The sequence below is a fragment of the Arthrobacter sp. MP_M4 genome, from assembly GCF_035984855.1.
In the GTDB taxonomy this organism is placed as follows: Bacteria; Actinomycetota; Actinomycetes; order Actinomycetales; family Micrococcaceae; genus Arthrobacter.
Map to the genome: position 1 here is coordinate 24811 of NZ_JAXCHX010000001.1, position 14572 is coordinate 39382.

The following is a 14572-nucleotide window of genomic DNA, read 5'->3' on the forward strand; positions in this document are numbered from 1 at the left end:
ATGATTTCCAGTGTTACGGCGGAGGAACAGATGGAAGTCTCGAGCAACGGCCCGGCCGACCCGGGGGAGTGGAACGGTGAGCAGCCGGAGATCCACCCCATGATTGCGTCGGCGTTCCGGGCGCTTGACGGGCTGGGCCCCTGGGTCCTGTTGCGGGGCGAAGATGATCTGGTCCGCCCCACCGGCGACGTCGACGTCTTGGTGGGAGACGGCCACATCCAGCACCTGGACGAGATGTTGGAAGGCGTCGGATTCCGTCGGCTGCTGGCACCAGGGCACGGAAGTCACCGGTTCTATTTCTGCTACGACTCCGCAGCGGACCTGTGGCTCAAACTGGACGTCGTCTCGGAGATCTCCTTCGGCCCGTATCAGCAGTGGCAAACCCCGCTGGCTCGCGGGTGCCTCAGACGCCGCATCCGCAACGGACTGCTGTGGCTCCCCGCCACAACCGAGCAGGCCTGGCTCCAGCTCCTTCACACCATGCTGGACAAGGGCGGCAGGGTCAGGCCCGGCCGCCTGGACACCGTCCGGATCGCCGGCACCCTGGCCTCGACCAATGATGCGGTCGCAGCTTACGTCGACCGGCAAGTAGGGCCGGGAACGGCCGCTCAGTTACTCGAACTCGCCAGATCCGGCAGCGTTGAGGATTTGCCCGGGCCGGCCCACCGCATGGCGGCGGCCCTGACAGCGAACGCGCCGTTGCGCTCCCGGCTGCTCGCTGGTCGAAACAGGGCGTCCCGGCTGATCAGCCCGACTTTTCGGGGGCGCTTCGGCCGGGGGATTGTGGTCGGCGTGGTGGGCCCGGAGGGTGAGGCCAAAACGGCGCTGCTGCGCGGACTGAGGGAGGCGTTTCCCGTGCCCGGCCGCCTCGTGCACGTGGGCGGGGATGAACCCGGACGGTGGGACGACTGGCTCAGAAGGGTCCCCGGCGGCCGGCTCGGCCCAGAAATGATCAAGCGGCTCCGTGGTGCGGTGGCCGCCCGGTACCACTGTCGACGGGGCCGGCTGGTCCTCATGGACGGTCCGGCCTACGAGTCATCGTTGCGCCGTTCTGCCGGGCCCGCTGCCGGAGGCCGTCGGCGGGGGTCCTGGGCGCCCCGACCCGACGTGCTGCTCGAGCTGGACGCGCCCGGCCGGACTGTCTCGGGGGCGAGACGTCTTCGCAACAGGTGGGTTCTCGATTCTGCCGAACCTCAGCCGACACTCCAGCGGCTTGCCGCCGGGATAGTCTGGGCGCAGGTGACGGGGTCCGCCCCGGCGCAGGCCGCGTCCGGGGGTCCAGCGACGCAGGATGGGAGCGTGGGAGAGCAGGCATGAACTTTATCGATTCGGTACTCCGTGAGCACCACCGCGAATGGGACCTGGCGGCCTTCGGGCTGGGGGCAGAGTGGTCCACCGTCCTGGTCACGCCGCAGTTCACCACGTCCCGGCATGTTGTGGGCCTCGTTTTCGCGGCCGGGGACCGCCACCCAAGTTTGGTGGTCAAAGTGCCCAGGTGCCCCGGAGACAATGAAGGTGTCCAGCGGGAGGCTGACATGCTCCGGCAACTGACCGCGGTCAGCCGCGGGCGGGTGGAAGGAATTCCGCGCGTCGTGGCAACCCTGGACCGGGGGGACCACACTGTACTCGTGGAGACAGCCCTGACCGGGTCTCCGCTGGACCCGGACCGGGTGGCAGAAAATCTTCCCGCGGCGGTCACCCTCGGGATGGACTTCGTGGCGGCCCTGCCCTGTACCCGGCCGGGCGCGGTTAACGGGGACTGGTACGAACGGGCCGTCGCCCGTCCGATGCAGGCCCTCGCCTCGCTGCTCCCCGGTGATGCCGAGGTTTCCGGCCTGGTTCACCGTACCCACGAGCTGCTCGCACCCCTCCGGCTCCGCGCGCTGCCGGCCGTTTTTGAACATGCCGACTTGAGCCACCCCAATCTTCTGGTCCAGGCCGGTGGGCACCTCCAGGTTATGGACTGGGAACGTTCGTCGCTTCACGGCATGCCCGGGCACGACCTCATCTTCTACCTCCAGTACCTCAGCGAGTCGTCCGATATGGCGTTCAACCGGGTCGCCCAAATGGCGGCGTTCGACAAAGCCTTCGGACCCGGCGGGTGGGCGCTGGCGCCGCTCCGCGACCACCTGGTGCTCCGGGACGTTGACCCCGGGTTGCTCCCGCTGCTTGTGATTGCTGCCTGGGCCCGCTCGGCATCCACCCTGGCCTACCGCCTGGCAAGCGAGGGCACCCCGGCGCCGGGATCAGCCCGGCTGCGGGCCGCGGTACTGGATGACCGGGACTTTTGGTTGTGGCGGCATGTGGTGACCTCGGGTGTGAACTAGACCTGCCGGACTGGTCCCGCTGGACCGGTCCGGATTCGCTGGCAGCGGCGGTTCACGGCAAGATGTTGACCATGGAGCACACTGACCAGCAGCCCTGGGTGAAGAACTACCAGCCGGGCGTCCCGGCCGATATCGAACTGCCCACGGAGTCCCTTGCCGTGATGCTGGAGCGGTCCGTTGCGGAGGCCGGCACCGCGCCCGCGCTGGAGTTTTTTGGGCGCCGAACCAGCTACACCGAACTGGGGGAACAGGTGGACCGGGCGGCCGAGGGACTGCGCCGGCTCGGGGTCCGCGCCGGCGACCGGGTGGCCCTGATCCTGCCGAACTGCCCGCAGCATGTCATCGCGTTCTACGCCGTGCTGCGTCTGGGCGCGGTGGTCGTCGAACACAACCCGCTGTACACCTCGCGCGAACTCCGGCACCAGTTCGAAGACCACCAGGCCCGCGTCGTCATCGTCTGGGACAAAGCTGCTGCCGCCGTCCGGGATTTCCCGTCCGACATCGAGATTGACCACGTGGTCTCGGTTAACCTGCTTGAGGCTTTCCCTGCCGTCAAGCGCCTCGCCCTGAACCTGCCCGTCAAGAAACTGCGGAAGTCCCGCGCGGCGCTGACCGGCCCCGCACCAGGGACCACCCCGTGGAAGGAACTCCTCCGCCACGGCCGGATAAGCCCGGACCACCCCCGCCCCTTGGTCAACGACCTCGCCGCGATCCAGTACACCTCGGGAACCACCGGCCGGCCAAAAGGCGCGATGCTCACCCACTTCAACCTGCACTCCAACGCCCTTCAGGGTGAAGCCTGGATGCACGGGGCGGAGTACCGCAAGGAGGTTTTCTACGCGATCCTGCCGATGTTCCACGCCTTCGGCATGACGCTTTATTTGACCTACGGCATCCGCAAGCAGGGTCTGCTGGTTCTGTTCCCCAAGTTCGAACCGGATCTGATCCTGGCGGCCATGAGGAAGTCCCCTGCCACGGTTTACTGCGCGGTCCCGCCGATTTACGAACGCACCGCCATGGCTGCGAAGGAGGCAGGCATCTCACTCCGGTCCTGCAAATTCTGCATCTCCGGGGCCATGAACCTGCCGGACCACGTGGTGGAACTGTGGGAGTCAGTCTCCGGCGGGCTGTTGGTGGAAGGCTACGGAATGACCGAGTCCTCTCCCGTGGCGCTGGGCAACCCCTTCCACCCCACCCGCCGCAACGGCACTATCGGCGTACCATTCCCGTCGACCCTCATGAAGGTCGTCAGCCTGGACGATCCCACGGTCGAGGTAACGCCGGGGCAGCCGGGGGAGTTGCTGCTGAAAGGACCGCAGGTGTTCCAGGGCTACTGGAACAACCCGGAAGAAACAGCGAAGACCCTCACCGCGGACGGCTGGCTGCGGACCGGGGACGTCGTGACAGTGGACGCGGACGGTTTCACCACGATCGTCGACCGGGCCAAGGAGCTCATCATTACCGGCGGCTTCAACGTCGCACCCACCGAAGTGGAGGCGGTGCTGCGCCTGCACCCGGACGTCAAGGACGCTGCCGTCGTCGGCAGGCCACTGGAGCGGGGCGGCGAGATGGTGGTCGCCGCCGTCGAACTTGAGCCGGGCAGCACACTGGACGAGGACGGCCTCCGTGGGCACTGCCGGGAGCACCTGGCCGGCTATAAGGTGCCCAAGCGTATCGTTGCCATTCCGGACCTTCCCCGTTCAATGCTGGGCAAAATCCTTCGCAAGCAGGTCCGGGAGCAGGTGCTGCCCACACTGTGAGAAGGCGGAGCGAGTAGGCGCGGGTGGGATGGAACAGCCGGCCCAAGTAGCACCCGGGCACCGGTCCAGAAGCCGCTACTAGTGACACCCGTTGGTGTGGATCGTAGGCTTCAGTACACAGTTGGGACGGCTGTTCCGTGACTGGAAACCCTGGCCAAGGAGGTCTCACCCCATGGTTCATCCGCTCCGGAGCGCCGCTCCTGCACCGGCACTGCCACGGCACGCCCGACGGCGGCGCGCATGACCGCGGACCCGCTCGCCACCCCTTCGGCGGTCCACCCGACGGTCGCCAAAGCCTTCCAGGCACTTGAGGCAACGGGTGTGCCCTGGGTGTTGCTGCGCGGCGAAGACGATCTCCTCCAGCCCTCCGGTGACGTGGACATCCTTGTCGCCCCGGATCTGCTGCCGGATCTGGACCGGGTGATGAACGGAATCGGGTTGTGCCGGGTACACGCCACCGGACACGGAAGCCACCGCTTCTACTTCGGCTATTCGGAGTCCGGTGAACTGTGGCTGAAACTGGACTTCGTCACGGAGATTTCCTTCGGGCCGTTCCAGCAATGGCAAACCCCCTTGGCGCCTGGTTGCCTGGCGCGCCGCATCCGGAAGGGTGACTTGTGGCTGCCCGCCCCGGCCGACCAGGCGTGGCTGCAACTGCTGCATCTACTGCTGGATAAGGGCAGCATTGAGCCGCAACGCCAGGAAACCGCCCGGGCCGCCGCCGCCGTCGTGACCCCCGAGGACGTTATCGCCCGCTACGTCGATGGTCGCAGCGGAGCAGGCACCTCTGCCCGAATACTGGGCCTGGTCCGCTCCGGCAGGTTCGGCGGGGCGCCCGGGATGGCCGCGGGGCTGCGGTCCGGCTGGACTGCCGGGGGGCCGCTGCGCACCCACGGGCTTGCCCTGCGGAACAGGGCGATGCGCCAGCTCAGCCCGAGGCTCCGAGGCCGGGGCCTGGTGGTGGGTGTGATGGCTCCCGACGGCGCGGGCAAGACCACCTTGCTGAACGGCCTGCGGGGGGAGTTTCCCATTCCCACGGCCTACGTGTACATGGGCTTGTGGGGCGCTGGCCCCTGGGACGGCTGGCTCCACCGGGTTCCCGGCGGACGGACCGCGAAAAAGATGTACCGGGTCCTCAAGGGCGGGACGGCCGCACGGTACCACCGCGCCCGGGGCCGGGTGGTCCTGATGGACCGGGTGGCCTACGACGTCCTGCTGCCCAGCGCCGCGCCCGGCAAAACAAAGTCCAGTGTGTCCGATTCGCTCGCTGTGCGGCTGGCTGCTGCCCCTGACCTCCTTCTGGTCCTGGACGTTCCGGGCGAGGTGATGTTCTCCCGCAAAGGAGAGCACACGGCGGAGATTCTGGAGGGCTGGAGGCAGTCCTACCTCCAGCTCGCGGACCGGCTGCCCGGATCCCGCATCCTTGACGCCGCCCAGCCCCAGCATGTGGTCCAGGCCCAGGCAACCCAGACGGTATGGGGCAGTATGTGCCCGGGAACCGCCGGGGAACTCCCGGAGGATGCTGCCGCCCTTTCGCTGCACTTGTGGCGGCTGCTCGATTGGCGGTTCCTGGTGCCGGTGCTGCAACCCCGCAATGTGGGCTACGGCGGCGCGGTGGGCGCGGATCTACTGGCAGCGCTTCATCTGCTGGACCCCGACGCTGTGCGCATTCCGCTGGGTGGCGAGGGCATAGCGGCTGATGCGTTCGACGTGGTACTTCTCCGGGAACCTGACCTGCAGCTCTTTGGCAATGCAGCGTCGGCGGTAGAACCCGGGGGGTGGATGTGCGCCCAGGTGAAACGTTCGTTCCTGCGGCGTTCCGGTCCGCGCACCCTGGCTGGATGGAAGCGGACGTTTAAGCGGCGCGGCTTCGATGACGTTAGTGTTCACTGGAACGCCACCACCCTGGACAGCCCGGGCCGGCTGGTGCCGACCGCATCGGGCACCGCGGTCCTGGACACGCTGTCGCTGCACAAGGGAGTCCGCTTCGGGCTGGCAAAGGCTGTTATGGCACGGCTCGCCTTGATGTTGCGGCTGTTCGACGCTGCCGTCCCGGAAGGAACCGTGACGGGCCGCAGGCCCGGAACCTGAGCAGCTCCACAGGTTCAGGCGGTGCCGGCGGCGGGGGCCGGTCCGGCGGCACGCCTGCTCACCGGCGTCGGATCAGCTGCACCAGCTCGTCATGGAGGGGCCGGAAACCGAAGCGGAGAATCGCGTAGACGACCGCGACGGCGCTGGGCACCACCAGGGCCAGGGTGAGCACTTCGCCCAGCACCGGCGCAGCCAGGACACCCAGCCCAACCACTCCCACGGCCACCCCGCAAACCAGGCCGGGAGCCATCGCGCGGAGCAACTCGCCGGTGCGCAGCTCGATCACCCTGGCGGCCACGAGCTGCATGCCGCACGCAAACAGCACCGCCACCACGAACTGGGCGCAGGCCACGCCCACGATGCCCCACTGGGTGGCCCACAGCAAGACCGGGAGGAGAATGACGAGACGGACGAGCGAGACCCAGATGGAGAGGCTCGGCCTGCCGATTGCCTTATAAACGTCGTTGGCGCCCGCGCCCAGGGAGCGGGCCGCGGCATAAAGGGCAAGGAATACGAGTGGCAGCACAGCGTCCAGCCACTTCTCCCCGAAGACCAGCGGCACCAGCACTGGAGCCACCACCGCCAGCCCCACGCCCGTGGTGACCCCGTACAGGGACTGGACCCGAACGCTGGTCAGATAGCCGGAGCGGAGCCGTTCCGGTTCGCTGCGGACTTTGGCGTACAAGGGAAACAGGACAGTTGAGAGCACGAAGAAGACGTTGAGGATCAGTGCCTCGGGGAGGCGGAATGCCAGGGTGTAGTAGCCCAGGGCGTGCGCCCCGAGTAGCAAGCCAATGATCAGATAGTCGATGTCGAAGATCAGCCGGGCAAGCATGCTGCTGCCGGCGACCGGTGCTCCGTATTTCAGGTTGGCTTGGAGGGCATCCTTGCGAACACGCCAGATTTGCCAGGGCGCCGCTCTGCCCACCAGGAACCAGCACGTCGCCGCGTACGCCACCGACCCTGCAGCCGTTCCCACCGCCAGCGACCATGCCCCGTGGCCCGTGAAGGCCAGGCTGAGGGTGACCGTCCCCATCGTCGCGGCACGGATGACGGGGGCCGCCGTGAGCTTCCGGAATTGCAGATCGCGCCGCAACAGGGCTTCGGGAACGGCGCCGAGCGATGTCGCCAGCACCGAAATGCCCAGGACCTGCACCAGGGGCTGCACTCCGGGAAGGCTGAAGATCTCCGCCACCAGCGGCGCGAGGAGGAATGCGCCCAGCCCTAAAAGGAAGCCCAGCACCGCGGAGATGAGCAACGCGGATCTCGCAATGACACCGGTGCGTGGCAGGTACACCAGCGCCTGGGCCACGCCGGCGTCGGCGATCGTCTCCGCGTAGCCCATGAGCACGAGGGCCAAGGCCACCAGGCCGTATTCCTCGGGCGACAACAGCCGCGCCAGCACGATGGTGGTGACCAGGACGATTATTCGTCCGCCGGCGAAGGCCAGCCCCTGCCACACGGCGCCGCGGACGCCGGTCCGGGCCAGTTCCCCGGGCGCGTACGTCATGCCGGTGAACTTCCGAGGGGAAGGCCGGCGTTGCCGGATCGAATTGCGTTGCGCAGCTCGTCCAGGTATTCCTGGGTGCACACCTGCCAGGTCCGGACCTCGCCGGCGGTCCGTTCTGTGTCTTCCGGCCGCGGCCCCGTCAGCCGGTTGATGACGTGGTCGGCAAAGCTCGCGGAGTCCTCTTCGATGGTCAGCAAGGGGTGGGGGTCCTGCTCGCGGGCGGCGACGGGGGTGGCGACAACGGGGAGCCCGGAAGCCAGAGCTTCCCGGACGGAGTTCCGGATGCCGACCCCGTGTTCGTCAGGGAACGCTGCCACATCAGCGGACTGGAAGACCTCCAGGACCGACGGCACGTTCGCCAGGACCTCCACCCGGGGGCCCGCCAGGGAGAGAACCTCAGGTTCCGGCCGGCGGCCGGCGAGGACGAACCTCGCGTCCGGGACCTTCTCCCAGACCAGGGGGGCGATGGTGCCGACGAGGACTTTGGCGCTGTCGATGTTGGGTCCGTAGTTCAAGCTGCCGACAAAGCAGACCACAGGCCCGGATCCCCTGACGGCAGGACGGAGGGCCTGCTCGGCTCCGTTCGGGATGCTCCGCACCGGCCGCGCCAGACGGCGGGACCATTCGACGGCGTCCTGGGCTCCCACCGTGAGGAGGCGGGCCCGGCCGGGGAGTCGGCGCTCGGCCTGCAGCGCCAGGCGCTCTCGTGCTTTGTACGCAGGCCGCAGCCGGCCGGCGATGGCGGTGTCCATCCCTGCCCGGATCGACCAGGGATCCACAGTCTGCAGGACCAGCGGTCCCTGCACCTGGCGGGCAAGGAAGAGCGCGTGCGGACCGTGGATCAAGGTGGCGTCGCACTGCGCGGACAGCCTCGCTGCCGCCACGAGGGCCTCCGCCGTGGAACGCTCATGCTTTCCCACGCCGTTCAGGCCCCCAACCGACAGCGCCAGGGCCGACCGGCGGCTCCGGGGAGCCAGGACGTGCACCTCCGCGCAGCGGCCACGCACCTCGTCCGGAAGTTCGACGGGACCCGCGAACGTCAGCAGAATCACGTCCACCTCAGCCGGCAAATTCCGCAGGATCTCATAGGGGATCATCGAGCTGCCATCACCGAAGACGGGGTCCCGGTTGGGCACACTTTCTGTAATGTACAGAAGCTTCATTGCACGAGTGTACTGGACCGCGCGGGCGCGGGGCCGGGCTTTTGGCGGCCGGTTTTGGCCCGCGGGCCTGAACCCCCTGAAGTCAGCCCAGCAGGTCGTCCACGTAGCACCAGCGCCAGTTCTCGCCCGGTTCGATGCTCCGCATAACGGGATGGCCCGTGGCGGCGAAATGCTTGGAGGCATGGGTGCCGGACGACGAATCACAGCACCCCACGGTGCCGCAGGCCAAACACATCCGGAGGTGGACCGGCGTCGTGCCTTCCCGGACACAACCCGCGCACAACGCATCTGCGGCCACCACGGGATCCGGCGCAGTCTCCAGGTGCGGGCACACCCCGCCCGGCTGCGCGAGGCCCTCGCCGCCGCCGCTGGACAGGTCCAGGTCCTCCACCGCCGCGTCCAGCATCGATTCCTCCACATCCAGCCGTTCCAGGACCGAGCTGAGAACCTCATGCGGGTACCCGCCTCCGCGGCGCAATTCCAGCACCTTGGTCCGTTCAGCATCCAGCATCGCAAGACGCAGCTGGGCGTAGCGTTGACTCGGTGTTGCCGCCTCGGCCGAGGGCCTGCCCAGGCGCTCCCACGCCGCCAACCCGCGCTCCTGGGCCCGCCGTTTAAGCATCGCCATAACCTCGGGCGGATCGGCCTCGGTCCGGAGTTCATGCAGCCGTTCCACCCCGGCCGCCGTGGCCAGCTGCATCAGGGACGCCTGATTAAGGGCGTCCTCCCGCTGGTCAGGGCCCTGGACGCGCAGCAGCCGGACCAGTGAAGGCAAGGTAAAGCCCTGCAGCGCCAGAGTTCCGCCCACCACCACCATGGCTGCCAACACCAACACGGAACGGTGCTCCAGATCCGCAGGCAGCACCAGCACCGCCGCGAGGGTAACGACGCCGCGCATGCCCGCCCAGGACACAATCGCGGCATATTGCCACGGCGGGGCGGGCTCCTTCTTGCGGACGGCCGGAATGAGCCGGGGCAGGTACGTTGCGGGAAAAACCCAAACCGGCCGGAGCAGGAGCACGGCCAGCAGGATCACGGCGCAGCCGGCCCAGATCCGGGGCGCACCCAGCGAATCGCCCTGAACGCCCTGGATGATGGTGCTGACCTGGAGCCCGATCAGCAGGAAGACAGCGTTCTCCAGCAGGAACTGCACCGTGTGCCAGTTGCTGCGCTGGCTCAACCGCGCAGCCCCGTTCGGCATGGAAGGAGCCTTCGTGCCCATCACCAGGCCGGTGACGACGACGGCGAGTACCCCGGAGGCATGGATCGCCTCCGCCGGGAGATAAGCGATAAAGGGTGCCATTAGCGAGATGGACGTGTTGATCGCGACGTTCCGGATCCGTTTGCGCAGTTGTGTCAGCACAACGGCCGCGGCCAGGCCCACCGCGAGCCCGCCCCCGGCGGCGAGGAGAAACCCGCCGGCCAGCCCGGTAACCGAAACGGTTCCGGCGATGGCGGCGATGGCCGCCCGGAGGCAGACCAGGGCGGTTGCATCATTGACCAGGGATTCACCTTCGAGGATGGTGACGATCCGGCGGGGCATGCCCACCTTCCGTGCGATGGCGGTCGCCGCGACGGCGTCCGGCGGCGCCACCACGGCGCCCAGGGCGATCGCTGCGGCGAGCGGTATCTCGGGGAACAGCCACCAGACGACCAGGCCCACGGCGATCGTGCCAAAGATGACGTAGCCGACCGATAGCAGGCCGATGTCGCGCCGGTTCGAGCCGAAATCGAATAGCGACGTCCGCAGCGCCGCGGCATAGAGAAGGGGCGGCAGCAATCCCACCAGAACGAGCTCGGGGTTCAACTCAATGTCAGGGACGAACGGCAGGTACGACCCGATGACGCCTGCAAGGACCAGCACCAGGGGCACGGAGACGTTGATCTTCCGGCCCAACGCGCTGCCCGCGCAGATTACTGAAGTGAGTGCAAGCAATCCCAGAGCGACTTCCATGGGGCTATTGTGTCAGGCGGGGCGGGAAGGCCGGCCGGCAGCCCGGCGCCCGGCCGGGTCAGTACGCCGCGATCTGCGCCAGATACCCGTAGTACTTCCCGTCGATCGGACGGAACGGATCGCCGTCGAAACCGAAGCTGCGGTGCTGGCCGTTGTAGGCGGCGGTGATGTCGAGAAATTGGGACATCAGTGCTTTGCCCGAGCCCTCGCACTCACCGTCACTGATGCACAACGCCAGTGAGCCGGCGACGGCGGGGCTCGCAAAACTGGTTCCGTGACCCACTGCATAACCCTCCGGCTCCGGGGACGTGGAAGCCACGCAGAACCCGGGGCCTGCGATCGTGTGGGCCACGTCCCTGGACCGGCTGGCGAAGTTGGAGAAGAAGGCCGGCTGGTCGTCCAGTTGGCCGGCAGTGGACCAGTCCTCCGCCCCGCAGATCGGGGACGCGAGGCCGCCCCGCTTGCCATCGAAGTCTGCCATCGCCGTCGCCGTAAGCACCTCGTCGTAGGCGGCGGGAACGAAGCCGGCAATATCTTCGCCGGAATTTCCGGCGGCTACGGCGTAGGCGACGCCGGCCTTGACCGAGCGGCAGATGGCGTAATGCATCGGATCCGTACCCTTACCGCAGTCGGGGGTGTCCGCGCCGCGCCCGCCGATGCTGATGTTGGCCACCTCAATGTCATTGTCCGGGTCCGCGTCTTTGCGGGTCGACGTTACCCAGTCGATGGCGCAAATGAGCATTTCCTCGGTGATCATTCCGTTGTTGTTCACGACGCGCACGGACCACAGCGGCGTTCCCGGTGCTGCGCCGATCACGCCCTGATGGTTGTCTTTCGCGCCGATTACACCGGCCACGAAGGTTCCGTGTCCGACTTTGTCCGTCGAGGTCACTTTAACCGGCGATCCGGTGGAGCAGTCGATGCCGCCGCGAACGTTAAGGTCCGGGTGGGTGGCATCAATGCCGCTGTCGATCACTGCCACGTTGACGTCGACAGCGTTGTCCGCTCCGTGGTGTGTCCGGTCACCAGGGGTGCCGCCCATCCTCTGCCACCAGTCCGGTGCCAGTTGGGTGCTGGGTTGCGGGTCCGTGGGCTTCTGGAATTCCCGGGCTGCAGTGACGAAGTCAACGCCCGGGTCGGCAGCGAGGCGGGCCGCCGCGGAGGGGGTCATGGTGGCTGCGTAACCGTTCACTGCACTGCGGTAGACAGTGGAAACCGTCAGCCCGTAGCTGCCCTGCTGGGCCGCCGCCGCGGCTCCGGCGTCCGCAACACTGTCCTTCAGCACCACAATGTAGCTTTGTTCCTGCTCGGACGCGGTGGAGGGGACTGCCGCGACGAGGACCCCGGCCACAGCCAGGGCCAGTGCTGCAAGCCCGCCTGCCAAGGACCGCATCCGCAGCCTCCGCAACGCCGCGGACGGCGAAGCCGCGTTGCCGGGATTCCGAGGCGGGCGCGCTGCTGCGATCGCCCGTCGCCGGTACGATCCTGGGTGTCGGACGTGGCTGAACATAGTGGCCTCCTCAAGCGTCTACGCTAACGAGTGCCCCCCGGTCATAGCTTAGGCCCGCGAGTGTGCATTGCACACGGACTTATGCCCCTAGGCCCTTAGCCAGTCCTGTTCGAAGTCCGGGTGGTCGAAATAGGGCAGGGCCAAGGTGTGGAGCGAGTGCTCCATCCATTCAAGGGATTGCGGGATCCAGCCGGCGTCCCGGCCGGCATCGCTGACCAGTGTGGCGAGGGCCGCCTGGCGGGCGGATTCCACGATGCTGATCAGGCGCCGCTTTGCCTCGCACTCCAGCAGCAGCCGCTGTTCGTACCAGGCTCCGGATTTCGAGACAGTCCGGTCGCCGAGGAGGGTTTGAGCCGCGGCCTCGTCCTCGCTGATCCGCTCGGACAGGAATTCGACAATGTCCACACCGTGAGCGTACGCGCCGCCCGCACCAGCCAACCAGAGACGGCGTACCTGGCGGTCAGTGCGTCGCCAGATGTGCCGGGTCCCCGGGACCGACATGGTGGTCAGGCCCCTGGTGCCTAGGTGGTGTCCTTGCCGTTAAATTTCTGCATCAGGCCCGGTGCCGGGTGCAGGCCTCGGGGGTATATTTCGAAGGAGAAGGATCCTGAATCGATGAGTCACGAGGGGCGTGCCATGACGGTGCCACATTCGGAGGAAACCGGCGAGCGGGCGCCGGGGCTGCAGGACACTGACCCGATCGGTGCCGAGGCACTCGCCACCCGGCTTGGTGATATCGCGCGGGAGCTCCAGCAGGAGGACGACCTTGACTCCATGTTGGCCGGAATCGTGCACGCCGCACTGGAGCTTGTGCCGCATGCTGCCGAGGCCTCGGTCAGCCTGATCGCGGGACGCCGGAAGATTGACTCGCGTGCTGCTTCCAGCGATTTGCCGCGCCGGGTGGACGCCCTGCAAAGCGAAACCGGTCAGGGACCGTGCCTGGACGCAGCCTATGATAAGCGGATTGTCAGCACTCCCGACCTCAGCACCGATACGCGCTGGCCGGAGTTCTCGCGGCAAGCGTTCATGCTCGGAGCGCGGAGCATGCTGTCCTTCCCGCTCTTCGTGGACAGTGATCACCTCGGAGCCCTGAACCTTTTCGGGAATGACGTGAACGTCTTCGACGCCGATTCGGAGCGGATCGGGGCCTCGCTGGCCGCGCACGCCGCCGTCGCCGTGGCTGACACCCAACAGATAGGCCAACTGACCCTTGCCCTGGATACCCGGGACCTGATCGGACAGGCGAAAGGAATCCTGATGGAGCGCTACAAGATCACCGCCCAGCAGGCCTTCCTGCTCCTCTCAAGGGCCAGTTCGGAGCTGAACATCAAGCTCCGCGATGTCGCGGAACGACTCACTGTCAGCGGCGAGATGACCAAGAGGCACTGACTCCCCGACGCCGAGGTGTCAGGCCGGGTGATTGTCCGCGACGCCGGCACCCGGGTGCTGGCCCGTGATCAGCGTGGAGCACACCCGCGATATCGGTTCACCGCTGGTCCGGGCGCGGTGCAGTAACTCCCGAAAGGCTTCCTCGGCTGACAGCCCGCTGCGTTCCATGAGGATCCCGCACGCGCGGTTGGTGTTGTCCCGGGCCTCCAGTGCCGCTTTGAGCGGGTCGCTCAGGCGCTGCGGCGTTGCCGGTCCCTGGACGTGGGCGAGCAGCGTGGCAGTGGGAACGGCAAAACTTTCCAGCAGATGCCCGGTGTTGGCCGTATAAGCAGCCGGCAGGGCGGCATAAAGGGTCAGGGTACCGATGGTGCCGCCTGCAGCGGACAGCGGTGTGCTTACAACAGAGCGGACCGGAAGGGAGACTGCCGTCTGGCTCCAGAGCGGCCACCGGGCGTCAGCGGCGGCGTCGTGCACCATGATGGTTTTATGTGTCGTCCACGCGTCCAAGCTTGGCCCCTGGCCCAGACGGTGTTGGGCGGCGTCCGCCTGCTCCCCGTAACGTCCCGTAGCCGCCGTGGTGCGTCCTTGTCCCAGCGCGTCGAACACGGATACACCTGCCCCGGCGGATCCGGGGATGACGTCCTTGACAGCCTGGACGAGCAGTTCGAGGGCGCGGTCCACCTTGTCTTCGGTGAGGAGGAGCCCTTTGATCCGCGCGAAAACAGCCGTCAGTTCATCGATCGGAAGGGGATTGAATGGCTGGTTGAGCACTTTAGCCTCATGCCGTGCGGGGGCAGTCGCCCTGCGTATGCCCCCTGCTGAGCCGGGACGCCTCAACCGGCGGTCCACTACCAGCATAGGCCCTGAA

The 14572-nt window shown here is 67.4% G+C and carries 11 protein-coding genes; 5 read left to right on the forward strand and 6 right to left on the reverse strand.

The window, feature by feature from the left end:
* The 4 genes from RCH15_RS00130 to RCH15_RS00145 all read left to right on the forward strand — a co-directional run bounded on the left by RCH15_RS00130 (position 1) and on the right by RCH15_RS00145 (position 6178).
* Positions 1 to 1317 (forward strand): hypothetical protein, encoded by a 1317-nt coding sequence (locus RCH15_RS00130; protein ID WP_326956834.1) that lies wholly within the window; start codon positions 1 to 3, stop codon positions 1315 to 1317.
* Complete coding sequence (locus tag RCH15_RS00135) at positions 1314 to 2327, forward strand: aminoglycoside phosphotransferase family protein (RefSeq protein ID WP_326956836.1); 1014 nt, start codon at positions 1314 to 1316, stop codon at positions 2325 to 2327. Before RCH15_RS00130 ends, RCH15_RS00135 begins: the two co-directional genes overlap by 4 nt.
* Before the next feature lie 71 nt (positions 2328 to 2398).
* Positions 2399 to 4087: a long-chain-fatty-acid--CoA ligase gene (locus tag RCH15_RS00140; protein ID WP_326956839.1), complete on the forward strand. Its 1689-nt coding sequence runs from the start codon at positions 2399 to 2401 to the stop codon at positions 4085 to 4087.
* A 240-nt stretch (positions 4088 to 4327) separates the two neighbouring features.
* Positions 4328 to 6178 (forward strand): hypothetical protein, encoded by a 1851-nt coding sequence (locus RCH15_RS00145; protein ID WP_326956841.1) that lies wholly within the window; start codon positions 4328 to 4330, stop codon positions 6176 to 6178.
* 58 nt (positions 6179 to 6236) lie between these two features.
* Here RCH15_RS00145 and RCH15_RS00150 read toward each other — a convergent pair whose 3' ends face one another.
* The 5 genes from RCH15_RS00150 to RCH15_RS00170 all read right to left on the reverse strand — a co-directional run bounded on the left by RCH15_RS00150 (position 6237) and on the right by RCH15_RS00170 (position 12720).
* Positions 6237 to 7688, reverse strand: coding sequence for a lipopolysaccharide biosynthesis protein (locus RCH15_RS00150; RefSeq protein ID WP_326956843.1), 1452 nt, complete (start codon positions 7686 to 7688; stop codon positions 6237 to 6239).
* Positions 7685 to 8851 (reverse strand): glycosyltransferase, encoded by a 1167-nt coding sequence (locus tag RCH15_RS00155; RefSeq protein WP_326956844.1) that lies wholly within the window; start codon positions 8849 to 8851, stop codon positions 7685 to 7687. Before RCH15_RS00155 ends, RCH15_RS00150 begins: the two co-directional genes overlap by 4 nt.
* A gap of 82 nt (positions 8852 to 8933) precedes the next feature.
* A complete protein-coding gene (locus RCH15_RS00160) occupies positions 8934 to 10805 on the reverse strand; it encodes a Na+/H+ antiporter (RefSeq protein ID WP_326956846.1) in 1872 nt (623 codons plus the stop codon).
* A 58-nt stretch (positions 10806 to 10863) separates the two neighbouring features.
* Entirely contained in the window at positions 10864 to 12198 is a 1335-nt protein-coding gene (locus RCH15_RS00165; RefSeq protein WP_326956848.1) for a S8 family peptidase, read from the reverse strand.
* Positions 12199 to 12402: 204 nt separating this feature from the next.
* Positions 12403 to 12720, reverse strand: a complete 318-nt coding sequence (locus RCH15_RS00170; protein ID WP_326956850.1) for a DUF6221 family protein — start codon at positions 12718 to 12720, stop codon at positions 12403 to 12405.
* A gap of 231 nt (positions 12721 to 12951) precedes the next feature.
* Between RCH15_RS00170 and RCH15_RS00175 the strand changes: the two genes are divergently transcribed.
* Positions 12952 to 13704, forward strand: coding sequence for a GAF and ANTAR domain-containing protein (locus RCH15_RS00175; protein ID WP_326956852.1), 753 nt, complete (start codon positions 12952 to 12954; stop codon positions 13702 to 13704).
* An 18-nt stretch (positions 13705 to 13722) separates the two neighbouring features.
* Here the strand turns inward: RCH15_RS00175 and RCH15_RS00180 are convergent, their stop codons facing one another.
* Complete coding sequence (locus tag RCH15_RS00180) at positions 13723 to 14475, reverse strand: GAF and ANTAR domain-containing protein (RefSeq protein WP_326956853.1); 753 nt, start codon at positions 14473 to 14475, stop codon at positions 13723 to 13725.
* Positions 14476 to 14572: the final 97 nt, after the last annotated feature.

Coding starts and splice junctions, on each gene's coding strand:
- RCH15_RS00130 (WP_326956834.1), top strand. CDS start 1: ATGATTTCCAGTGTTACGGCGGAGGAACAGATGGAAGTCTCGAGCAAC.
- RCH15_RS00155 (WP_326956844.1), bottom strand. CDS start 8,851: ATGAAGCTTCTGTACATTACAGAAAGTGTGCCCAACCGGGACCCCGTC.
- RCH15_RS00165 (WP_326956848.1), bottom strand. CDS start 12,198: ATGCGGTCCTTGGCAGGCGGGCTTGCAGCACTGGCCCTGGCTGTGGCC.
- RCH15_RS00140 (WP_326956839.1), top strand. CDS start 2,399: ATGGAGCACACTGACCAGCAGCCCTGGGTGAAGAACTACCAGCCGGGC.
- RCH15_RS00175 (WP_326956852.1), top strand. CDS start 12,952: ATGACGGTGCCACATTCGGAGGAAACCGGCGAGCGGGCGCCGGGGCTG.
- RCH15_RS00145 (WP_326956841.1), top strand. CDS start 4,328: ATGACCGCGGACCCGCTCGCCACCCCTTCGGCGGTCCACCCGACGGTC.
- RCH15_RS00160 (WP_326956846.1), bottom strand. CDS start 10,805: ATGGAAGTCGCTCTGGGATTGCTTGCACTCACTTCAGTAATCTGCGCG.
- RCH15_RS00150 (WP_326956843.1), bottom strand. CDS start 7,688: ATGACGTACGCGCCCGGGGAACTGGCCCGGACCGGCGTCCGCGGCGCC.
- RCH15_RS00135 (WP_326956836.1), top strand. CDS start 1,314: ATGAACTTTATCGATTCGGTACTCCGTGAGCACCACCGCGAATGGGAC.